The organism is Marinobacterium zhoushanense (assembly GCF_014641945.1).
GTDB classification, from domain to species: Bacteria; Pseudomonadota; Gammaproteobacteria; order Pseudomonadales; family Balneatricaceae; genus Marinobacterium_D; species Marinobacterium_D zhoushanense.
On the sequence record NZ_BMIJ01000001.1, the window covers coordinates 108,647 to 129,001 of the forward strand.

Here is a 20,355-nt window from a genome sequence, read left to right on the forward strand (position 1 = left end):
GGGGGCCGAGCAGCCCCCTTCGACTACTTGTTAGAACTGCGTACCGTACTTTTCGGTCAGCCAGTTTCTGATCCACTCTTTATCGCCATCGGTGATATCCAGTGCGACAGCAAACGATTTCTGCGCCTGTTTACCTACCGCCTGGGGATAGCTTCCCAGCACATCTTCGCTACGCGCCTTGAAACTCTCGGACGCTACGGCCTTCTTGACCGCTTCGGTCCAGGCGTCTACGACCTCGTCAGGCGTTTCTTTGGGCAGGAACAGCCCTTTCTGCGCTGCAAATCCAGCGGCAAAGAAGGTTTTCCAGACTTTGAACTCGATGCCGGTGGGCTTTTTGCCATTCATCATTTCATAGGCTTCGGCGAAGTGAGGCAGGTCTGGGAAAGTCGGGTCCCGCTGCAGGTTGCCGTCGTCATCCAGAACGCCCCAGCTCATGATCGGAATCGCCTTACCCTCTTCCACCAGCGGCAGGACCTTGGTCAGGTAAGCCGAGGAGGTCTGGTAATCGACGTTCACCTCACCACGCTCAAATGCCAGCCGCCCGGCGCCGCGCCCCTTCATACCGAAGATCGCGTTCACATCCAGGCCCATGATGTCCATTGCCAGCAACGGGATCAGGTCGAGGGAGGTCGCGCCCTGACTGGCATACTTGACCTCTACGCCTTTGAGTTTGCCCAGATCCGCTGCCGATTTGATGCCAAGGTCGGCGCTGACATAGAACACGCCGCCAGTCGGGGATGCGAGCACAGCTTTCCAGTCCTTGTACTCGTAGTTAACGCGCGGATCGCCGAGCAGATAGGGAAACTGAGTGGAGCCGGAGGTACCCAGAACGGTCAGCCCGTCGTTACCGGCACGCTGCTGAAAGATGTTGGCGCCTTTGGTCGAACCACCACCGGGGATGTTCTTGACCACGATAGCCGGTTGCCCCGGGAGCTGTTCAGAGATAAGCGGGGCAAAAAAGCGAGCCCAGGTGTCAGAACCGCCCCCCTCTTTGAACGGCATGATGAACTCGACACGCTCGCCTGAGAAATCAACGGCCTGCGCCATCGCCGACACGCTCAGTCCGATGCCGCACGCCACGCCCAAAGCAGCGCCCTTGAACAGTTTAGAGTAGGGGGATGTTTTGCTTTTCATTATATTACCTCGGGGTTTGTTATTATCTTTTTGCCGCGCGAAGCCCCTTTTCGCGGGGCGGCGGCTTCACACACAATTGAATCTACCCAGCCAAGCTGTCAGTAACCTGTCACCCAATAGCCGGCCTCAAACCTCAACCGGCTGCGTAGCGCCAGGTGCCCATATACTGGCAGGGATGTGAATCTGGCCTGAAAACAGCAGGCGTGCGGTGCGCACGAGGCCGGCCCGCTTCAACTCCAGGTTGTCGGCGTTTTCACCCTCTACTTCGAGAATCACATCGATCTTGCCGCTGGGGTGTTCAATGCGAATCGGCTTCTGCTCTCCCTCGGGGCAGACCGCCACATCCCTCGCCACTGACCCCGGCACCGCGATGCAGGCTGCAACGCAGATCGCGCCGGTTACCGCATGCGAGGCATGGCAGTTATGAGGCACGAAGTAACGGGAGGTAATCGTTCCGCCGTGCCGTGGTTCTGACAGCAGCGCAACCTTGGGGATGACTTTTCCGGCCGCATCGCCAAGCCCCATCTTCAGAGAGGCTTCACGGCGGATCTTCTCGATCCTGGCGAGGAGCTCGCTATCCGCATCAAGCTCCGCCTTGGATTCAGCTCCGGTCTTACCGAGCGACTTGGCCGGAATCAGAACCATCGGCACCGCCGCATCGACGCAGCTGACCTCGATACCATCGATCTCATCACGTACATCACCGGTCGGCAGCAACTTGCCGGTTTTGGTCCCGGCCACATCCAGGAAATTGAGGATGACCGGCGCGCCGGACCCAGGCACCCCATCGATCACGGTGTCCCCCTCGTACTCGATGACCCCGCCCGGGGTCTTGACGACGACATGGATAAGCGAGTCGGTGTTCACGTTACGTACTCGCACCACCGTCTCGCCATCCTGCGCGGCAACCAGCCCCTTTTCGATGGCAAAGGGGCCGACACCGGAGAGGATGTTTCCACACGACGGGCCTATATCGACGCTGAACTCCTCAACGGACACCTGGGCGAAGAGGTAGTCCACATCGGCTTCAGGATGCTGGGACGGACCGACGATCGCCACCTTGCTGGTCAGCGTGTGTCCTCCGCCGATGCCATTGATCTGCATCTCATTTCCAGAGCCCATCGCGGCAGTCAGAATGCGGTCCTGAATCTCCCTCTCTTCGGGAAGGTCACTTGCTAAAAAATAGGGGCCCCGTGATGTGCCACCACGAAAAATGGTGCAAGGGATTGCGGTCTGATTCGGCATGGCAGCCACCTCACTCTATTGTGGTTTTAGTTATCAAGTGAGCATCAGTGCTGGTGCATGAAGGGTTACGAGCCGGCTTCACGCCAGGATCTATGCTCTATAGTGAGCGAAAACTAACGATCAAAGCTGTCACCGGCCTGTCAGGAAGCGAAAATCAGTCGCGATGGGCGCGGGCGGGAGATGGGGCGTACTGAGGTACTGACTGGCCGGTAAGCAACAGAGTCTTGAATGAGTTGGCGGGATGTAATTGCTTCAGATCAGATCGGTCATCATCCGGATACGGGCCTTTTGCGCCGCGCGTATATGCCGCCGGGCGGCCTCTTCAGCCATGCCGGGATCACGAGCCTCGATAGCGCTCAGAACTTCCTCATGCTCTTCCAGAGCACTATCGCTTCGTCCCTCTACGGCGTAGGTTGTTCTTCCCAACAGCGTGAGGGCATCGCGAAACCCGGATAACGCCTTAAGCAGATAGCGGTTGTGCGCCGCCCGATAGAGTGCCTGATGGAAGGCTTCATTGAGCCTTGCTCTAGCCTCGGGGTCATCAGCCAGATTGCGTTCCTGATTCACAATCTCCCGGAGCGTGTAGAGTTCCGGCTCCGATGCATGTTTCGCTGCCAAGGACGCGGCACTGGCCTCCAGCACCTCGCGCATCTGGTAAAGCTCTATTACCGCCTGGTAATCCAACGCCGCGATTGTCATGCCTTGATGAGGTGTAGAGCAGATCAAACCTTCCGACTCCAGACGTCGAGCCGCTTCTCGGACCGGCGTTCGACTGATACCGAGCCAATTGGCAAGATCGGTCTCGACAACCCGACCGCCTGGTTCAAGCGCTCCGCTACGGATCGCTTCGATAATGCGCTCATAAGCGACGGCGGCGAGAGGAGGCTTGCGCGCTGATGTTGTCATACAGCAATGATTCCCCAATCAAGGTCCGGGCCTTTCGGCCCGGTACAAGGAAGTAAATGCGAGTCGTGTTCCTTAAGCCTTGCACTGCTCATCTCTAATCAGAGCAGCCAGGCGGAAGAAACCATGCACCATTTTAGAGAATGGCATCAACAGGAAGAACGCAAGCACTGCCCCCAAATGCAAAGCCAGCAGTTCATCCAGCAAGCTGGTTTCCCGCAGGAAGTACAGTGCCAACCCGCTGGTGCTGACAACGAACAGCAGCAGCACAAAGGCCATCTCGCCCCCCCACACTCGAGCATCCGCCAATCCGCGGTCGGCTTTCAGTTTCAGGCTCGCCAACCCCAGGGTTCCAATGCTTAGCAGCACACCGCCAGAAATACCGAACAACTTAGGCAAGGAGAAAAACCCGTAAGGTGCCTGCATATCCAACCCATAGTGCATCAACGTCGCTACCGAGGTGGCGGCAAAACAGAGCAGGAAGCCATACATGGTGGCCTGATGGTATAAGCGGCGACGGTTCGAGAACGCATCTTCCGCTTCGAAATTACACCCATCGCCATGCCCACCAGAGAGGTTTTTCATCTTCGCGATGCTGCCAAATGCCCCGACAACGTGGCGCCACCTGATCGACTCTCCGCCAATCGTTCGCCAATACCCCCGCAGCGACAGCAGGATGAGCAGAATCGGCAAGGTAAAGGCCGGCACAAACAGCACAACCATCGCGTTGTGCGACATGAGCGAGTAGAACCCCTCGCCGGAGGACTTGGGAGCCGCCTGAATCAGCCATACCAGCAACGCAGCTGCCAACACGACGAACAGGGACAGGGCTGCACCGCTGCGATGAAATACTGTGGCAATAACACTTGGCTGGGTGTGATTTTGCCAGCTCTCCTGGCGGACTTCAGCCAGGGCTTTTGGCAGATTCAAGCCAAACTCATGCGGCGCGGTGTACTGACAGGCGTAGTAGCACCCCCGGCAGTTGTGACAAAGATTCGATAGCTGCTGAATATCGCCATCGCTGTACGCTCGTTTGCTGTGTACAGCTGGAAACACCGCACAGTAACTCTCGCAGTAACGACAGGCGTTGCATATCTCAATCTGGCGACGGGCTTCGCCAATAGCATCCAAATTAACCAACTCAATTGTTTGCATAGCGAGCAGCCTCCCGACCTGCGATGCGTCCGAATACAGTGCCAATCGTCATACCGAAACCGGCGAGATATCCCTGACCGAGAATGGAGCCAGCCATGATTTCACCTGCTGCCCAAAGGTTTTTGATTGGACCGGTGCGGCCCTGCACCTGAGCCGACTCATCCACTTTCAGTCCGAGATAGGTGAAGGTAACGCCGGTACGCAGGGTATAGCCGTAGTACGGAGGGGTATCGATCGGACGAGCCCAATTGCTTTTCGGCGGTGTCAGCCCCTGAGTGGCCAAGCCATCAAGCTCGGTCGGGTGGAAGTGCCCTTCGGTGCAAGCCTTGTTAAATCCCTCAATCGTCTGTTGCAGCTGGGTAGCCGGCAGATCGAGCTTACCTGCCAGCTCTTCCAGGGTATCCGCCTTGATCGGGGGAAAAACCGAGGGCATGAACAGCTCAAGCGATTTCGAATCGATGATCACATAACCGACCTGATCCGGCTGAGCCGCAACCAAACGCCCCCAGATCGCATAACGTTTCGGCCAGACATCCTCTCCCTCGTCGTAGAAGCGCTGCCCCTCCTTGTTCACCACCACCGAGAATGGGACACAATCCAGTCGCGTTACGATGCCGCCGTCAAACTTAGGCGCGCGTCCATCGATTGCCACCGCATGACACTGAGTAGGGTCACCCACGGACTCCAGCTCTTGTCCAATAAGATCCTTGAGCACCACACCCCGATTGTAGGGCGTTCCTCTGATCAGGAAATTCTTCGCCGCCGGTCCCCAGGCATCAGCCAGCCAATCGACATCCGCCTGAAAACCGCCCGATGAAACAACAACCGCTCGCGGTGACAAGCGGTGCTGCTCACCCTGATAGGTGACGTCGATGCTGACGATCCGGTCTCCTTCCCTTTCGAGATGGGTCACCTGCGCCTCGTAAAGAACATCAACCCCCAGATTCTGCGCGGTGCGATAGTAAGCGTTGACCAGTGCCTTGCCCCCACCCATGAAAAACGCGTTTGTACGCGAGAGTGAAAGCGTACCCGACAGCGAGGGCTGGAAGCGCACACCGTGCTCCACCATCCATGAATAGCACTCTTCAGAGCTACGGATCGCAAGCTTGGCAAGATGTTCATCCGTCTTGCCTTGCGTCACCTTCATCAGATCCTCGAAGTACTCCTGCTCACTGTAACTGTCGGTTAAGACAGCCATGGGCTCACCGTGCATGCAGCGAAAATTTCGGGTATGGCGCGAGTTACCACCACGGTACGCCTTGGGCGCCCCCTCCAGTATCAGCGTGCGTGCTCCAGCTTCGGCAGCCGAAATCGCGGCACAAAGTGCGGCATTGCCGCCCCCCACCACGATCACATCGTAATTGGCCCTTAGATCAACCATCTTGTTATCAGCCTCCTGATTGTATACAGCCGAATACATTTGCACTCATCCTCTATGAGGTAGCTGTCATACACCTGTCACGGAGGAACATTGGTCAATTCCAGTACTGCATCGAGAGAACCGCTTACGTTAATTTTCGGGATGCGTTTAGAATGAGTAGGAGCGGCAGGATGTGATCGATATCGACATATTACTGAAGAGACACAATGAGAATTCTAATAGTCGAAGATGATGAAACGTTGGGCGATGCGCTATCAAGGCGCGCGACCCGGCAAGGCCATGGTGCGGATTTGGTGGTTACAGGCAATCAGGCAGACGAGATTCTAAAGCGGCAGAATTACGACCTGATCATACTCGACTTGAACCTGCCTGGCCTCGACGGAAAACGGGTTCTGGAAAACCTGAGAAAAAGAAAAAAGGATACTCCTGTGCTGGTTTTAACCGCTCGGGAACAGGTGGAAGACAGGATTACGCTGCTCGATTGCGGTGCCGACGACTATCTGACCAAACCCTTTGATTTCGGTGAACTGGAAGCGCGCTGTCGGGCGCTGCTCAGGCGCAAGTCGGGGCCGGCGCGAGATCAGATCACCTACGGCAACCTGGTGCTGGATCGAAACGCCTGCACCGTTTCCATTGACAATGAACTCATCGATCTAAAACAGCGGGAGTTTCGGTTGCTTGAGATATTCCTGACCCACACCGGCAGGGTCTTAAGCAAGGATGAACTTCTGAATCACATATACAGCTTCGATGAATCGCCAAGTCCTAATGCGATTGAACTGTACGTTGCTCGGCTTAGAAAGAAGCTGGCGACTAGTTCAGTCGATATAAAAACGCTCAGAGGCTTGGGTTATCTACTCAATGATTTAGATGAAGCAAAATAGGTTTTCAATAAAACAGCAGCTTACCAAGCTCACAACCGCCCTCTTGGTCATCCTGATAATGATAAGCTATTTGGCCGCCGATCTTTACGGACGTCGTGCTGCACGCCTGTCCTATGACCGGCTCCTCGCCGGTGCCACACTCCAAATCGCAGAAAATATCAGTCTGATCAACGGCGTCGTAGTGGTCGACCTGCCAAGATCGGCATTTAAGACTCTAGCGCTCGCACCCGATGATCGAGTTTTCTACGCCATCACCGATGAAGACGGCACGCTGGTCACCGGATATAACGACATTCCCTTTCATGTAGAAGACAGCGATCAGCCTCGAGAAGATACGAGCATAGGACCTTTCAACTACAGGTTTTACACTCAAAAATATCGAGGCGAAAACATACGATTTATCACCATGGAGCAGGTCTTAAATGATGTGGCGATCAAAAAAAGAATAAGAATAACGCTAGGCCAATCCGTGCGAGCCAGAGAGGCGCTGGCATCAGAGATTCGCTGGAAAGCATTACAGTTTGTATCATTTTTTTTCGTCGTTGCACTTCTGGTGGTCTCACTGGCTATAAGAATGATGCTTCTACCGCTTAAAACGCTGAACAAAGAGCTAGGCTCCCGTTCACCCGTAGACTTAACGCCACTCGATCTTTCGGTACCGGATGAAGTAGCCCCCTTACTGAAAACCATCAACCATTTCATGGCCCAGTTAAACGGTACCCTGGATAAACTGAAGCAATTCACGGCCATTGCCGCCCACCAGATACGCACGCCTTTGGCTGGCCTTAAATCTCAAGCGCAAAATGCGCTAGAGGAACAAGACAGCAGGATCAGGCGCCAACAATTGCAGCGTGTGGTCGAGTGCAGCGACTTACTGAGCGAAACCGTTAGCCAGCTACTGATGCAGGCCGAGCTGGAACACCGCTTTCGGCGTGAAGTTTTTGGAGATGTTCGACTGGATGAACTGGTCAAAGAGGTGTGTCGCGACGTTGCCGTGCCCGCCCTGCAAAATGGTGTAGAGGTGGCCTACTTGGGAGAGGGAGCGTTTCATTTGACCGGCGATCAATTCGCTTTGAAACAGATGATCCGCAACATTCTCGAAAATGCGATCAAATACAGTGATGATAACGGATTGGTCGAAACCAATATTCTGAAACATGAAAACGGCACAGTCGTGCTTTCGGTCAGCGACAATGGCCCAGGAATACCCGAAGCCGACCGCCCTAAGGTGTTTGAGCAGTTCTTCCGCGGTACTGATATTACCAAGCCCGGAAGCGGCCTAGGGTTGTCAATCGCCAAGGAGATCGCCAATCATCACGGCGCCGACCTCCACCTGCTCGATAACAAACCTCACGGACTCGTGGTCGAGATCCATTTTAAGAGGTCGGAAAATGCGTAAGTTATTTCTACTGCTGATAGTGCTGGCCACGAATCTACACGCAGCCAACCTTTTCCAAATCCCAGCGGCCTCCTCACCTTCCACCAAACTCATCATTTATGGTGCGGCGGACTATCCTGCAATAAGCCCTCTGCTAATGGCATTTCACCGCAAGTATCCCAATATCGACATTGAGTACACAGAGGGGAACACCCTGAAGCTGTATCAGAAATTTCTTGCCGATCAGCCCAATGGCCCGGATGTGATGCTCAGCTCCGCTATGGACCTTCAGTTCAAGCTGGTCAATGATGGTTACGCTCGCCCTTACCTCTCCTCCGAAACCGAACGTTTGCCGCATTGGGCGAACTGGAGAAATGAAATTTTCGGGTTCACCTATGAACCCGCCGTCATTGTCGTCAACAGGACGTTGCTCGACAGCGCCGATATACCCAGAAGCCGCTCCGAACTGCTGACCTTGCTACGCCGCCAAAATGAAAGTCTAAGAGGCCGGATCGGCACATTCGATATTGAACGGGTGGGCATAGGCTATCTCACATGGGCCAACGACCGTCAACAGACAACCAGTTATGGGCGCCTGCTGGAAGCTTTCGGCAACAGCCTGGCCCGTCAGTATCCCAGCAGCGCCTCCATGTTACAGTCGCTACAGGACAAAGAGCTGACTATTGCCTACAACGTCCTCGGCTCTTACGCGAACAGTTGGGCCAAGGTGTACCCGGACTTGCAGGTGATTTTACCGGAGGACTTCACGACACTGGTCATGCGCAGTGCCTTTATATCCCGGAGCGCCCGAAATCTGGAGAGCGCGCGCCTGTTCGTAGACTTCCTGCTGTCCAAAGAGGGGCAGAGAATACTGGCCGACGCGTCCAATCTTTACCCGATACGGGACGACATTTCAGGCTACGAAACGATCACATCGCTTATTAAGGTCGATGACAGTCGGTTCAAGCCGATATACCTCGATTTATCGCTGTTAGCGATTAGCGATCAATCAAAGAAGCAAATTATTCTGGATGAGTGGGATTCCGCGATGCAATCCTACCCCTGAGTAGTCCGCGTTAGACGAGCACCACCACAGTCTGATCACCGATCTCAACACTAAAGGCGGGCGACCCGCTTATCCGCTTGATTCAAGTCTTGAGCAAACATCAAGGCTTGATGCCGACTAGTCATTTTGAGCTTTTTCCGAGTCCGGGTTATGGTCGCCTTTACAGTACTCTCCTTTAAGCCGAGGTCATTTGAGATGTCTGAATTCGTATAGCCAGCACATATTTTTTTAAGAACGTCCCTCTCTTTTTCCGTTAGATCACGCACATCAGCTCTAAACAGTGAGAGATATTCTCTCGACATTAATAGTGCTTTATTTTTAGCGTTAATTCCATTTCGACATAGAGATGACATCAGCTTATTAACAAAATCAAACTCTGCGGTCATGGGTATAACAAAGTCAATTTTTGAAGATTTAATTAACTTTTTATGCTGTTTACCCAAAACCTCTGTAAAAGCTATAAACAGCGTATCACCAGAACCGTAAATCGATCTTAAAATATCGATAACCTCATAGTCTAATATGACATCATATATGATAAATAGGATTGGATCGCTCTTAACCCTAACAACTGATCGAATATTATTAAATTCGTAGAAATCAGTATCCCTTCCCATAGCAGTGGATATTATTCCTTTCAAACTGCTATTGAACAAAGGCGAGTTTCCGACAATTACCGCTCCGCACATTCGAAACCTATATTTTGTAACGTTATAACCCGAGGTTAGGAGAGGAGGCTAACAGAGCAACCTGTCATCAAGCTGTCGAGACCTCTATTGCAGCCAACTGCGTGCTAAGGATTAGTGTTGCGCCTACTTCAGAAGTGATAACCTTTAAAACCTAAAGATTCCGGCACGACGAACACCCGATCTCGGTATCATATTCCTAGAGGAGATCGCACTGGGAGAAGCACTCTGCGTGAGTGCTCACGCAGCCCCTTATCGTCGATGTATGTTCCGTGGATGACTCGTAAGATGTGGTATACCATAAGCACAACTGTAAACGGCACAGAACCCGTCACTGGCCGAGCACTTCAACAGCCGTCAGCAGGTTAGCAGATGAGCGAGGTACCAGAGCTGCCGACCCAGCCCAAAGGGATGGAGAGCAAGACCGGTCAGGGCTTCGAAGCGGCCGGCCAGGTCTACCGCGACCCGGAACCCGGCATGCTGATAATGATCGGCGAGTAACTCCCACCGTTCAACTCTCAGTTGGCGTGAATCGCCGTTTTATATGCATGAGACGGCGAGTCTGATATCAATAAACGGAAATATCAGACCAGGTCCTTATTGCCCCAATAAACTAACGGAAAAGAGTAGTCATTTGAGCTAGTCATCATTGATTGCATGCTCATTTTCACACCCTTAAGTGAATGTATTTATATACAATAACTCCACCTTTTCTCTTGCCCATGGAGTTTTACGCAAAAATTTCAGCGATGACTTGATTGAAGGCTCGTTATTAAAGCAGTTGATTTTGATTTGATCGTATAAGCCAACCCAACCATAATATTCCACTAATCGCGTTAAAATTTTTTCAAGAGTTAACCCATGCAAAGGGTTATTGGGTTGTATTTCGCTCATCAAGTTATTCCCGCTACTAATGTAAGTTATCGAATCGTGCCATGTCCGCTAGACTTCTTCATTTCTCGGGTTATACAGTATGACCATGCCAATTTTATGTCCGAAGCAGTTTAGCTGCAGAGGTTCCAACCCCTTGCGGGCGATTCTAATTTTTAGCCATGCATAGTTATCTTCACAGCGCCCACCAAGAATATTTAACTTCAAGCGGTGAAAGTCTAGCACCAATTACACATAACGACACAAATGTAACAGCAGTAACCAGTATAGCTAAAGCTGAACCAAATTCAGTTAATAGATAGATGCCAAGAAATCCTATAACAACTGTGAGAAAACAGGCAAATACCACACAAAACAACCAGTGCGGACCAATAACCTTTCGGCAGCCTTTACAGCGCGGACGAACACCGATGGCTAATAGTGTTATCGATATTGTTGCTTCACTACAATTTGGGCACTTCCGCATCCTTCTTATTCCTCGGCTAACGCTAACAACACTAAAGCGGAAAAACTACAAGGTCAATTTCATAATCTTGTTATCTGCAGTTCGGGTGACAATTTGGAAATATTAAATTTAAGACTTCTCCAACATACGCAAAGCCAAATATAAAAATAGTTATGACCAAAATGCTTGCATATTGAAGCCTATGAATACCAGGAATTATCACCGCCATTTCAGGGTTTCTAGGATTATAGAAAATATTTATATGTTTTCCAACGAAGTATCGAGCAGTATATTTTCCGGCGTATTTCTTGGTAAAGCCTGAAGTTCCCATATATGTAAAATTTGAACTAGTATAACTTATACCATTCACCTTATATTTGAACTCAATTATAGGAGCATAGAATTTCAGACCATTCCTTACAGATTTTGTTTCAATATGCGATGCGATTACTAAGGCAGGAATCTTCGGCCAAAGTAGGCTAGCCCGTCCTAGAAAAACTTTCTTAACTGAGAAAGCCATAAAACATAACCAAATCCCCAGCATCAATATTCTCAGTATCCAGCTAGCTTCCATGCAAAGTCCTTACCGCACACAAACGCCAAAAACAGGGTAATATTTTCCATTTTGAGTGCAGGGAAGTAAAATATTTCCAACGGCCTTGGATTGTTACATGCATCTATTTTATACTTCGGTACACAAAGTCATTTAGCTCAGAAACCGACTTAACAATGTATAATGACTTTCTACATGATAATACTTTTAATCTAGCAGTGAAATCATCATTCCAGAATTTTGGGCATAGCCGTAAAACTTTATAGCTCTCAAGAGTGCCTTTTAGTACCGAGCTGCCATCAGGCCAACCTTCCGGTTTTACGACAAGCCCTTTTAGTAGTCTCTTAGTCACAAACCAGTAGCTTGTTAAGTATGGCAGATCAATATAAACCAATGTATCAGCTGCTTCCAAACGCTGGTGAAATGAATTTATTGGTCCAAACCCATCAATTATCCAACTTTCAGACGATAAAATACGCTCATGCGCTTCATCGAATGAACTTCGATCTACCAGCTCCCCATTCTTTGTGTACACCATCGAATCTAGCTGATGTAACTGTATACCAGTTTCCGACGCTAGCGCTTTGCTTAAAGTAGACTTACCGCTTCCAGGCTTACCAAAAACTGCTATTTTTTTCATACTGCCTCCTTTATATGAATTATTCCCATGAGGCAGAAACAGAAAACCCACCTCTCTGGGGTGGGTTTGATAAATTAAAGACGCATCAAAACTCCCACCATTCCTATGGAATGATGATAATTCGAGATACTTTGTGTGTAAGATTTAGATTCATGCGGTTTATCCTGCTAGAAGAGCATCATGATGTCAACTGAACGTCGCGCTTTGGGGCCGAAGCAGTGTAGCTGCTGAGGTCCCAGCAACACGCAGTGTTGCGGCAACAGTGCCTTGTTATCTTTTAATTGACTCAATTGAATTGACCGCTTGCTTTATATAGATACTATTATTTGATGCGAGGTCCTGTGTGTGCATTGAGATTATTTTTGAACCACTAAGGTAGCAGTACATCACGCCCTCTAACTCCATACCATGAGCGGAGCCTCGCCAACTGACTTTTGAGGCTGTTATACCTGAAATATCAACAAAAGTGACATCGCTTTTGATGAAGTTGGCTCTTTGACGCGAAACACCTGATAAAAACTTAAGTAGGTAATTTGATAACCCCTGCTTAAGTTCGCTTTCGCTCATTTCTGGAAGCTCTTGCCCAGTCTCAAAAACTGTTATCTGTAGCAGAGTTTTAAATTTTTCCGATTGCTCTTTGAAAAATGCGATAGTTTGAGACCCTCTGCCCATATCTTTAGTTACTGGACCTTCAAAACCTTGGGGCGGGGTTAACTCTCCTCCAGAAAATCTGAACGCATAAGAGTTAAAACTGACTATCAATAAAATCACAAGAGTTAAAATTCGGCACATAAATCCTCCTTGAAGATAACGCCTAATTTAGGGACCGGAACTGCGTAGCAGCGGAAGTCCCAACCCGCTTGTGGGCGGCTACAATTAATTGTTATATACCGCTTTCCACCAATATTTTTTTAACCGTTTCTTTAATATTTTCTTTAAGTACACTCTCAACAAGAATTTTATCATCAGAAGAAAGCATTGAGAACTTTTCAGGCAACTTTCCAACTTCTATTTTCTTCATGCTTTGTAAGTAGCAGCCAGAACAGCGACTATTGCCGTTAATATAAGGGACTAGATTAAGGGCGACATATGACATCGCTGGCAATGGTTTACCAAGAAACATTTTTTGATTTATACCATAGCCATAAGTTCCAGCTATACCATAAACGTCTCTAGGAACTAGTTTTAACGCCATGTCTACATTTTTAATTTCCGACTCTGCTATTAATGACACTTTCATTCCTTTCCCTTCCACATATTCTTTTACTGTAGAAACCAATAAGTCTGAAAATAAATCATTTTCTATGTAATCATAATCATTAGTAAATATTGTTGTACCTATAGTCACAAAGTTTGGATACTTCGGAAATTCATTAACGATCCCAACAGTATTAACTAAATTTAGTTCCTGCTGTTTAATATTTGATGCGCAACCTGAAATTAAAATAATCAAAAAAACTGCACAAGTTATTTTAATGATGTTTCTCATTTTATCTCCAATTTAAATAACGCTGCCAACAGCGGCCGAGCGTAGCGAGGTCCCAGCGCACGAAGTGCGCGATGCTGCTTGGCCTTGTTAAATGTTTACTTGGACGATTCAATTTCTTCCTCAAGCACTTTTCGAATTCCTTCCGCTGTAATTTCTGTAATCTCTCTTCTTCTAATGACAATTTTTTCTACGTTACTACTTTTGACTTTATCATAAAGCCAAGAAGAAAAGAGTCCTAAATCAATAGTAACCGAAGCGTCCACGATAAATTGCAAAACTTCAGGAATGCCAACAGACTTCCGGATTAATGCTCCTTGGAATTCAACTTTAGCGTCACCAGGAACTACGATAGACGCTCCTGAGCTTAGAGATTTTGACTCTATAAATTCAAAGCCTAAATTATGATTATGGGAATGTATTTCAATTGGAATTTTCATATGTATTGCTCCTGCTCAATGACTAGGAACCGAATCACTAATTTATATTATTTTTTAGAAACCAACTTATTGAAGTTATTAATTGCTTCATCCATACGATTTTCAGCTTCTTCATTTTGTTCTTCGGCTGTCATTTCAACCCAAGACTCCTGGCAAACTGGGCACTCAAGTACAAATTCACCCTCTATATTATGCGTGCCTATCATTTTCCCAAAGTAATCACAGGATTTGCATTTGAAATTGTGTCCGGTCATATACGACATACTATTTCCATATGGCATTTAACGCTCGTAACACTTGACCGAAAAAGCGCAGCTTTTTGGGGTCAAGTGCTTACGCTTGTTATGCATTTATTTTACGATTGTAACTTTATTTACATAGGGCTCCAAGTAATAACAGTTGGAAATAACTGGGATAGCTTCTTCTTTTGCTTTTAGTGTCCACCGCTGATAATCCATAGCTCCACTATGGATCAGACAATAGCCATTTGAGTAATGTAGTTGGCAGTAATACTGATCCAAAAGTAGGTAATATTCGTTCGCATCATTTATTTCAATTTCGCCAGGAATATTTCCCATCCCAGACAAAATACTACTTTTTTCGGTCCGAATTTTGTATTTCCCCGGCTTGATAAAAACCACTGTATAACCTTGATTTTTTAGACCAACCACTTTTGTCTCATTAAAGTACATTTCAGGCCAAACGCCGCCTCCTATAAACATGTTCGGTCTGTAAATATATAACTTTGCATATCCATCTAGGCGGTCTTTGTTTTCTGTAAAATATACAGCATCTTTGGGCGGATTTAGTGAGCAACCAACAACGATAAGACTTAGTAGGATCGGTATTAAGCGCCACAAATTCTTCATTGTGTAATCCTTATTTTTGCATAACATTTTAATACTGCGCATGCGCGTTTAAACACCACACGCAATACTGAAAACGGTTGTCTAAGCGTCTGAAGAGAAAAGGGAAATCGAGATATCACAGCCATTCTCTTCCGATGAAAACAAGCATGCGCGTTTTTCTGCTTTGCCGTGCGCAGTATCCCACAACGGCTTTTCCATAAAGTGTTGATATTGGACGATATTCCCATATTTCGCCAGTGGAAAATGAGCACGATTTAGCGGAAATAGGCGCAAACAGCGTAGTAGGCACTCGATATACTGTATAAAACCACAGATATATGACGTGGGTGTTCCACACATACCAACGGCCGCCTCGGGGCGTTAACCTCCCGAAAACGTGGAAAGGAATGTTCCAGGTTTAGAGCAAAGGGAAGCACTCCAGTGGCCGCTACATCATTCCCGCTGCATGATGCTGTGCTGACCTGCTTCCCTCGCAGGTTTCAATTAAGGGTGACTCGACGGCTCCGCGCCCTTTACTCAATATCCCTTCGCCGACGAGGTGCTGCGGCGCGGGTCGGCCCCGCCGTAGAAAACCCCATCCTCGCCGACCATGATCGACTGAATCGCGCCCATCGCCGCTTTCTGTTCCACCGTATGGCCCATACCGCGCAGCAAGGCGATGGTGTCGGGGCTGATCCCCTGCTCGATGCGGATCTCATCCGGTAGCCACTGGTGATGCACGCGCGGCGCGTTGACCGCGGCCTGGATGTTCAGGTGGTGGTCGATTACGTTGATCAACACCTGCAGAGTGGTGGTGATAATACGCGACCCACCGGGGCTGCCAGTGACGATAAAGTTCTTGCCATCCTTCTTCACAATGGTCGGCGACATGGAGCTGAGCATCCGCTTATTCGGCTCGATCTTGTTTGCCTCGCCGCCAATCAGTCCGTACGCGTTGGGCACGCCGGGCTTGGCGCTGAAGTCATCCATCTCGTTGTTGAGCAGGAAGCCGGCACCATCGACCACGATATGGGAGCCGTAGCTGAAGTTGATGGTATAGGTGTTGGAGACCGCATTGCCGTACTTATCGACGATAGAGAAGTGGGTCGTCTCGTTGCTTTCGTAGGGTGCCGGATTGCCGGGGCGGATCTCGGCACTGGGGGTGGCCTTGCCCAGGTCGATATGGGCACGCAGCTCATCGGCGTAATCCTTGGAGGTGAGCCCCTTCAGCGGCACTTGGACGAAATCGGTATCGCCCAGATACTGGGAGCGATCGGCGTAGGCGCGCTTCATCGCTTCCGCCATCAGGTGGATGGTTTTGGCGGAGTTTAGCCCACTCTCGGCCAGCGGATAGCCCTCGAGGATATTGAGAATCTGCACCACGTGGGTACCGCCGGAGCTCGGCGGGCTCATGGAGTAGACGTCATGGCCGCGATAGGTGCCGTGTACCGGTTTACGGATTTCCGGCTGGTAGTTTTTCAGGTCGTCGAGGGTGATCAGGCCGCCGCCGCGCTGCATCTCGGCGACGATCAGGTCCGCCGTCTGGCCCTCGTAGAACCCCTTGACGCCCTGCTCGGCGATACGCCTTAGCGTCGCGGCCAGATCCTTTTGCACGAACAGATCGCCCGGTTCGTAGAAACCGCCGTCAGGCTTGAAGAACACCTTGCGACTTGATTCGAACACCCCCAGCAAAAGGGCCCGTTCCCGGATCCCCTCGCTGAAGCGGGGTGGTACGACAAAGCCCTCTTCGGCCAGCTTGATTGCCGGGGCCAGTGCCTCGGCCAGCGAGATGGTGCCGTATTTTTCCAACGCCAGCGCCAGACCGGCAACGGTTCCAGGCACACCGGCCGCCTTGTCGGAGAAGCGGCTGAGCTTCTCGTCCACCTCGCCCTGCTCGTTGAGATACATATCTCGAGTCGCCGCCGCCGGCGCCCTCTCGCGGTAGTCGATGGCGTTCACTTCACCGGTTTTCTCTGACGAGATCAGCATGAAACCGCCACCGCCGATATTGCCGGAGCGCGGCTGGGTCACCGCCAGCGCAAAGGCTGCGGTCACCGCCGCATCCACGGCATTGCCGCCCGCCTCCAATACTTTCAGTGCCTCGTCGGTAGCCAGATAGTGGCTGGTGACCACCATGCCGTTGCGCGCCTCAACCGGAACACTGCGGTCGCCCTCGAGGATCGACTGCGCCGAACCTGGAAGAGCGAACGTCAGTATGGAGAGAAAAGCCAAAACCCTGGGTAACGCGAACATACCGATCTCCTTTTGGTAAGTCAGGGGGATTAGAAAACAGTAAAAGCAGTCTAGGTTAGGGTTCAGGCCATCGCCACCGGCTGAAACATGCGCCGGTACTCGCTGGGTGCCAATCCGGTGATGCGCTTGAACAGACGCCTGAAGAAAGAGGCGTCTTCGTACCCCACCTCAACGCTGATCTCATCTATCGCCATGTGGGTCTGCTCCAGCAAGCGCTTGGCTGCCTCGACCCGGAGATTCTGCAGGTACTCGATGAGCGAGCAACCTGTCGCGGCTCGGAAACGGCGCTTGAGGGTGCGCTCTGCCACGCCGCTGTCACGCACCAGCGTCGCGATCGCGCCCTCCTCCCGGTAATGCTCGCTGAGCCAGTTTTCCGCGCGCCTCACCACCGAGTCCGCATGTGGTTGCCGCTTCACCAGGGGGGCAAACGGCATCTGCCCTTCACCATGCCACTTCAACAGATAGACTTTGGCAATGCGCAGCGCCTCGCCCGGACTGGCGTAGCGAGCGATGATGTGCAGCGCCAGATCGTGCCAGGAGGTGGTGCCCCCCGCCGTCACGATGCGACCCGACGGATCGGCAAATACCAGGTTCGGTTCCGGCATGAACTCTATCTGTGGATAGTCACGCTGGAACAGCCCCTGGTAGCCCCAGTGCGAGGTCGCACGGCAGCCATTCAACAGCCCGCTTTCGGCCAGCATCAGTGCGCCGGAGCACGCTGAGTAGATCGCACTCCCGCCACGATGACGCTCACGCAGCCAAACCATGATCTCGGGATAGAGCCCTTGAAAGGATTGCTGTGGCTCGAACCACAGCTCCGGCAGGATCACGATATCGGCTCGGGGTGCAGAGTGGATCGAACAGTCCGGTGTCACCGGTATGCCGTTGCCGCAGACAAAGGGTTGGTCGGTGGAGGATACGATGCGCAGCCGAAACAGATGCCTGGCTTCCGCGTCATCCGTGAGCGTCTGCCAGAGGTTACCCGCAGCGGCCAATACATCGACCATACCGTATAGCGCGGAACCTGCGGTTTCGGGAACGGCCAGAATCAACACCTCAGTGATCTTTTCCGCCACGGGTCGCTTCTCCCACATCAGATAGTGGCACGAATGAACCGCTGATGACCTGAATGCTGCTGATCAGCGATTAGGCCAAGTCTTAACCTGACCCTGTGCTGATTATAGAAACCAACAGATAGACACGAGGTGCATCATGAACACGATAACAACCTGCAATGGCCTTAACCTGCAGCAGATGACGGAAACCGTGAACGCGTTGAGCGCTGATCCCAGCCTGGCCCAGTTCCGCTTCCGCGCCTGCAATCGCTGGATCAACGGCGGTGCAAACCGTTCCACCATCAAGGGGTTCTATGGTGCCGGAGTCGAAGATACATCACGCACCAAGCCCTTCGTTTTCACCAACGGCGAGCCGCCGGTATTGCTGGGAAACAACGAGGGCGCCAACCCGGTGGAGTTCCTGCTTCATGCGCTGGCGGGATGCGTGACCACCACGACCGTGCTGCATGCCACTGCGCGCGGCATCACCATCAACTCTATCGAGACCGAGCTGGAGGGCGATATCGACCTGCAGGGCCTGCTGGACCTGGACCCGGATGTTTACGCCGGCTATCGCAATATCCGCATCCGTATGGATATCAAGGCGGATTGCAGCGACCGGGAACTGGACGATCTGCTGGCCTTTGCCCGCGAACATTCGCCGGTGTGTAACACGGTCTGCCGCCCGGTCAATGTAGTAGTAGAACGGGGTGAGGTTACCCAGGTATCGGCGGCCTGATTCGGATCGGGGGTTAGCGGCGGTGGGTCGCTAACCCCTGTTCAGCAGCTCAGCCCATGCCGATCATGCCACTGCGCCAGACTCTCATCCGGGTACTCGTCAAACATCTGATCGCCCTCCTCCGCGTGCAGCTCCACCCAGGAGGCCTTGCTACCCAGCATCAGGTGGGTGCGCTCAGGCGGTTTGGGCAGCTCGCTATCGATCGCCGAAGCGTGGGGGTGGATCAGTTCCGGCCAGCGGCTGTCATAGACCCAGAGCGCGCTGCCGCAATGCGAGCAGAAGTGGCGTTCGGCGTTGCTTTTCTCACCGTTTATCCGCGCATGGTAGATACTGATATTTGCGCTACCTTCAACCGTCAGCGTCTCCGCCAACCCGCCGAGGTTGATGGCGAAACCGCCGCCGCCCGCCGTCTTGCGGCAGATCGAGCAGTAGCAGAGGTTGTAGGGATAGGGGTGCGGCGACTCCACTTCGAATCGCACCGCACCGCAATGGCAGGAACCTTGAAGCAACATGTTGCACCTCCCGTCGGTTAGTGATGTAACTCTAGACGGTAGGCGCGAACTGAGCCTAACGGAGGCTCAGAATTTCAGCTTGGAACTCTGCATCTCCGGAAGCTGTTCCGGATCCACAGCCTTGCTGTCGCGAGGGGTTTTATCGGTTTCCTTCCGTGATTTGTTGCCGCTCACCACGCCGCGACTTGCACGCAGCTCTTTTGCAATGTTCAGCCCCGCCTGCTCACCGGCCAACCAGCCCTTGCGGTACTCCTCGTCTTCGGCAAAGCGCGTCAGATCCTTGATCAAGGTATCTGTGGAACTTCCACCTTTTCTGAGTCCACTATGGCGCCCGTCATGAAAACCGATTGCATAGGAATCGCTGATGAACGAACGCCCCATCATCGATTGGGAGGAACAGGCGCTCAAAAAGAGTGGCGCCAACAACGTAAGCATCAGTAGTTTTGACAGGAGGTACAATCGCGGCAGCTTCATAGTTAGACCCGAAAAAGCGACAAAAAGCTTCAAAGACATTAAAAACCAGACAAAATCCACAAACCTGGCGGACAAAAAAAGCGCGCCAATTCTGCCATGTGAAGACGATTTTTCATAGCCCGCGATTTTAGCCCCGCTCGCATTTCCAAGACGTTCGGTTACACTGCTCATCCCGAAAATATCCAGC

General features: G+C 51.3%; 23 protein-coding genes. 5 read left to right on the forward strand and 18 right to left on the reverse strand.

Going from position 1 to position 20,355, the window contains the following annotated elements; translation table 11 throughout:
• Window positions 1–30: 30 nt before the first annotated feature.
• The 5 genes from IEX40_RS00530 to tcuA all read right to left on the reverse strand — a co-directional run bounded on the left by IEX40_RS00530 (window position 31) and on the right by tcuA (window position 5,818).
• Window positions 31–1,134, reverse strand: a complete 1,104-nt coding sequence (locus tag IEX40_RS00530; protein WP_188745160.1) for a Bug family tripartite tricarboxylate transporter substrate binding protein — start codon at window positions 1,132–1,134, stop codon at window positions 31–33.
• Between the two features lie 126 nt (window positions 1,135–1,260).
• Window positions 1,261–2,379, reverse strand: a complete 1,119-nt coding sequence (locus IEX40_RS00535; RefSeq protein WP_188745161.1) for a 4-oxalomesaconate tautomerase — start codon at window positions 2,377–2,379, stop codon at window positions 1,261–1,263.
• A 252-nt stretch (window positions 2,380–2,631) separates the two neighbouring features.
• Window positions 2,632–3,285: a GntR family transcriptional regulator gene (locus tag IEX40_RS00540; RefSeq protein ID WP_188745162.1), complete on the reverse strand. Its 654-nt coding sequence runs from the start codon at window positions 3,283–3,285 to the stop codon at window positions 2,632–2,634.
• Window positions 3,286–3,357: 72 nt separating this feature from the next.
• Window positions 3,358–4,482, reverse strand: coding sequence for a tricarballylate utilization 4Fe-4S protein TcuB (gene tcuB / locus IEX40_RS00545; protein WP_229680433.1), 1,125 nt, complete (start codon window positions 4,480–4,482; stop codon window positions 3,358–3,360).
• On the reverse strand, window positions 4,424–5,818 hold the full coding sequence (gene tcuA, locus IEX40_RS00550; protein ID WP_188745163.1) for an FAD-dependent tricarballylate dehydrogenase TcuA: 1,395 nt from the start codon (window positions 5,816–5,818) through the stop codon (window positions 4,424–4,426). Before tcuA ends, tcuB begins: the two co-directional genes overlap by 59 nt.
• Window positions 5,819–6,024: 206 nt before the next feature.
• Between tcuA and IEX40_RS00555 the strand changes: the two genes are divergently transcribed.
• Genes IEX40_RS00555 through IEX40_RS00565 form a run of 3 tightly spaced genes read left to right on the forward strand, consistent with a single transcriptional unit; the run spans window position 6,025 to window position 9,146 of the window.
• Complete coding sequence (locus tag IEX40_RS00555; RefSeq protein ID WP_188745164.1) at window positions 6,025–6,702, forward strand: response regulator transcription factor; 678 nt, start codon at window positions 6,025–6,027, stop codon at window positions 6,700–6,702.
• Window positions 6,689–8,101 carry a sensor histidine kinase gene (locus IEX40_RS00560; RefSeq protein ID WP_188745165.1) on the forward strand — a complete coding sequence of 471 codons (1,413 nt, stop codon included), beginning with the start codon at window positions 6,689–6,691 and terminating at the stop codon, window positions 8,099–8,101. Before IEX40_RS00555 ends, IEX40_RS00560 begins: the two co-directional genes overlap by 14 nt.
• Window positions 8,094–9,146 carry an ABC transporter substrate-binding protein gene (locus IEX40_RS00565; RefSeq protein WP_188745166.1) on the forward strand — a complete coding sequence of 351 codons (1,053 nt, stop codon included), beginning with the start codon at window positions 8,094–8,096 and terminating at the stop codon, window positions 9,144–9,146. The genes IEX40_RS00560 and IEX40_RS00565 overlap by 8 nt, the downstream gene beginning before the upstream one ends.
• A 50-nt stretch (window positions 9,147–9,196) precedes the next feature.
• Here IEX40_RS00565 and IEX40_RS00570 read toward each other — a convergent pair whose 3' ends face one another.
• Window positions 9,197–9,835: a helix-turn-helix domain-containing protein gene (locus tag IEX40_RS00570; RefSeq protein WP_188745167.1), complete on the reverse strand. Its 639-nt coding sequence runs from the start codon at window positions 9,833–9,835 to the stop codon at window positions 9,197–9,199.
• 369 nt (window positions 9,836–10,204) lie between these two features.
• Between IEX40_RS00570 and IEX40_RS22150 the strand changes: the two genes are divergently transcribed.
• Window positions 10,205–10,333: a hypothetical protein gene (locus IEX40_RS22150; protein ID WP_268235752.1), complete on the forward strand. Its 129-nt coding sequence runs from the start codon at window positions 10,205–10,207 to the stop codon at window positions 10,331–10,333.
• A gap of 174 nt (window positions 10,334–10,507) precedes the next feature.
• Here IEX40_RS22150 and IEX40_RS00575 read toward each other — a convergent pair whose 3' ends face one another.
• The 10 genes from IEX40_RS00575 to IEX40_RS00620 all read right to left on the reverse strand — a co-directional run bounded on the left by IEX40_RS00575 (window position 10,508) and on the right by IEX40_RS00620 (window position 18,464).
• On the reverse strand, window positions 10,508–10,726 hold the full coding sequence (locus IEX40_RS00575; RefSeq protein WP_188745168.1) for a VF530 family protein: 219 nt from the start codon (window positions 10,724–10,726) through the stop codon (window positions 10,508–10,510).
• Window positions 10,727–11,259: 533 nt separating this feature from the next.
• Window positions 11,260–11,742: a DUF3592 domain-containing protein gene (locus tag IEX40_RS00580; protein ID WP_188745169.1), complete on the reverse strand. Its 483-nt coding sequence runs from the start codon at window positions 11,740–11,742 to the stop codon at window positions 11,260–11,262.
• A 103-nt stretch (window positions 11,743–11,845) separates the two neighbouring features.
• The gene (locus IEX40_RS00585) at window positions 11,846–12,361 is read right to left on the reverse strand and encodes an AAA family ATPase (protein ID WP_188745170.1); all 516 of its coding nucleotides are present in this window, start codon (window positions 12,359–12,361) and stop codon (window positions 11,846–11,848) included.
• 270 nt (window positions 12,362–12,631) lie between these two features.
• The gene (locus IEX40_RS00590) at window positions 12,632–13,153 is read right to left on the reverse strand and encodes a hypothetical protein (protein ID WP_188745171.1); all 522 of its coding nucleotides are present in this window, start codon (window positions 13,151–13,153) and stop codon (window positions 12,632–12,634) included.
• Window positions 13,154–13,244: 91 nt separating this feature from the next.
• The gene (locus tag IEX40_RS00595) at window positions 13,245–13,850 is read right to left on the reverse strand and encodes a hypothetical protein (RefSeq protein WP_188745172.1); all 606 of its coding nucleotides are present in this window, start codon (window positions 13,848–13,850) and stop codon (window positions 13,245–13,247) included.
• A 95-nt stretch (window positions 13,851–13,945) separates the two neighbouring features.
• On the reverse strand, window positions 13,946–14,287 hold the full coding sequence (locus IEX40_RS00600) for a hypothetical protein (RefSeq protein WP_188745173.1): 342 nt from the start codon (window positions 14,285–14,287) through the stop codon (window positions 13,946–13,948).
• A gap of 47 nt (window positions 14,288–14,334) precedes the next feature.
• A complete protein-coding gene (locus IEX40_RS00605; RefSeq protein WP_188745174.1) occupies window positions 14,335–14,550 on the reverse strand; it encodes a hypothetical protein in 216 nt (71 codons plus the stop codon).
• An 87-nt stretch (window positions 14,551–14,637) separates the two neighbouring features.
• The gene (locus tag IEX40_RS00610; protein ID WP_188745175.1) at window positions 14,638–15,156 is read right to left on the reverse strand and encodes a DUF2846 domain-containing protein; all 519 of its coding nucleotides are present in this window, start codon (window positions 15,154–15,156) and stop codon (window positions 14,638–14,640) included.
• Between the two features lie 516 nt (window positions 15,157–15,672).
• Complete coding sequence (gene ggt / locus IEX40_RS00615) at window positions 15,673–17,388, reverse strand: gamma-glutamyltransferase (RefSeq protein ID WP_188745176.1); 1,716 nt, start codon at window positions 17,386–17,388, stop codon at window positions 15,673–15,675.
• Window positions 17,389–17,450: 62 nt separating this feature from the next.
• On the reverse strand, window positions 17,451–18,464 hold the full coding sequence (locus IEX40_RS00620; protein WP_229680435.1) for a GlxA family transcriptional regulator: 1,014 nt from the start codon (window positions 18,462–18,464) through the stop codon (window positions 17,451–17,453).
• A 136-nt stretch (window positions 18,465–18,600) separates the two neighbouring features.
• Here IEX40_RS00620 and IEX40_RS00625 point away from each other — a divergent pair, with 136 nt between their 5' ends.
• The gene (locus IEX40_RS00625; RefSeq protein ID WP_188745178.1) at window positions 18,601–19,182 is read left to right on the forward strand and encodes an OsmC family protein; all 582 of its coding nucleotides are present in this window, start codon (window positions 18,601–18,603) and stop codon (window positions 19,180–19,182) included.
• Between the two features lie 41 nt (window positions 19,183–19,223).
• On the opposite strand, the gene IEX40_RS00630 is transcribed toward IEX40_RS00625, so the two are convergent.
• Together IEX40_RS00630 and IEX40_RS00635 are read right to left on the reverse strand one after the other, a co-directional pair.
• Window positions 19,224–19,694: a GFA family protein gene (locus tag IEX40_RS00630; protein ID WP_188745179.1), complete on the reverse strand. Its 471-nt coding sequence runs from the start codon at window positions 19,692–19,694 to the stop codon at window positions 19,224–19,226.
• 66 nt (window positions 19,695–19,760) lie between these two features.
• On the reverse strand, window positions 19,761–20,339 hold the full coding sequence (locus IEX40_RS00635; RefSeq protein ID WP_188745180.1) for a hypothetical protein: 579 nt from the start codon (window positions 20,337–20,339) through the stop codon (window positions 19,761–19,763).
• Between the last annotated feature and the right edge of the window lie 16 nt (window positions 20,340–20,355).

Excerpts from the sequence above, each read along its gene's own strand:
- IEX40_RS00530 (WP_188745160.1), bottom strand. The coding sequence starts at position 1,134 with ATGAAAAGCAAAACATCCCCCTACTCTAAACTGTTCAAGGGCGCTGCT.
- IEX40_RS00535 (WP_188745161.1), bottom strand. The coding sequence starts at position 2,379 with ATGCCGAATCAGACCGCAATCCCTTGCACCATTTTTCGTGGTGGCACA.
- IEX40_RS00540 (WP_188745162.1), bottom strand. The coding sequence starts at position 3,285 with ATGACAACATCAGCGCGCAAGCCTCCTCTCGCCGCCGTCGCTTATGAG.
- tcuA (WP_188745163.1), bottom strand. The coding sequence starts at position 5,818 with ATGGTTGATCTAAGGGCCAATTACGATGTGATCGTGGTGGGGGGCGGC.
- IEX40_RS00555 (WP_188745164.1), top strand. The coding sequence starts at position 6,025 with ATGAGAATTCTAATAGTCGAAGATGATGAAACGTTGGGCGATGCGCTA.
- IEX40_RS00560 (WP_188745165.1), top strand. The coding sequence starts at position 6,689 with ATGAAGCAAAATAGGTTTTCAATAAAACAGCAGCTTACCAAGCTCACA.
- IEX40_RS00565 (WP_188745166.1), top strand. The coding sequence starts at position 8,094 with ATGCGTAAGTTATTTCTACTGCTGATAGTGCTGGCCACGAATCTACAC.
- IEX40_RS00570 (WP_188745167.1), bottom strand. The coding sequence starts at position 9,835 with ATGTGCGGAGCGGTAATTGTCGGAAACTCGCCTTTGTTCAATAGCAGT.
- IEX40_RS22150 (WP_268235752.1), top strand. The coding sequence starts at position 10,205 with ATGAGCGAGGTACCAGAGCTGCCGACCCAGCCCAAAGGGATGGAGAGC.
- IEX40_RS00575 (WP_188745168.1), bottom strand. The coding sequence starts at position 10,726 with ATGAGCGAAATACAACCCAATAACCCTTTGCATGGGTTAACTCTTGAA.
- IEX40_RS00580 (WP_188745169.1), bottom strand. The coding sequence starts at position 11,742 with ATGGAAGCTAGCTGGATACTGAGAATATTGATGCTGGGGATTTGGTTA.
- IEX40_RS00585 (WP_188745170.1), bottom strand. The coding sequence starts at position 12,361 with ATGAAAAAAATAGCAGTTTTTGGTAAGCCTGGAAGCGGTAAGTCTACT.
- IEX40_RS00590 (WP_188745171.1), bottom strand. The coding sequence starts at position 13,153 with ATGTGCCGAATTTTAACTCTTGTGATTTTATTGATAGTCAGTTTTAAC.
- IEX40_RS00595 (WP_188745172.1), bottom strand. The coding sequence starts at position 13,850 with ATGAGAAACATCATTAAAATAACTTGTGCAGTTTTTTTGATTATTTTA.
- IEX40_RS00600 (WP_188745173.1), bottom strand. The coding sequence starts at position 14,287 with ATGAAAATTCCAATTGAAATACATTCCCATAATCATAATTTAGGCTTT.
- IEX40_RS00605 (WP_188745174.1), bottom strand. The coding sequence starts at position 14,550 with ATGTCGTATATGACCGGACACAATTTCAAATGCAAATCCTGTGATTAC.
- IEX40_RS00610 (WP_188745175.1), bottom strand. The coding sequence starts at position 15,156 with ATGAAGAATTTGTGGCGCTTAATACCGATCCTACTAAGTCTTATCGTT.
- ggt (WP_188745176.1), bottom strand. The coding sequence starts at position 17,388 with ATGTTCGCGTTACCCAGGGTTTTGGCTTTTCTCTCCATACTGACGTTC.
- IEX40_RS00625 (WP_188745178.1), top strand. The coding sequence starts at position 18,601 with ATGAACACGATAACAACCTGCAATGGCCTTAACCTGCAGCAGATGACG.
- IEX40_RS00630 (WP_188745179.1), bottom strand. The coding sequence starts at position 19,694 with ATGTTGCTTCAAGGTTCCTGCCATTGCGGTGCGGTGCGATTCGAAGTG.
- IEX40_RS00635 (WP_188745180.1), bottom strand. The coding sequence starts at position 20,339 with ATGAGCAGTGTAACCGAACGTCTTGGAAATGCGAGCGGGGCTAAAATC.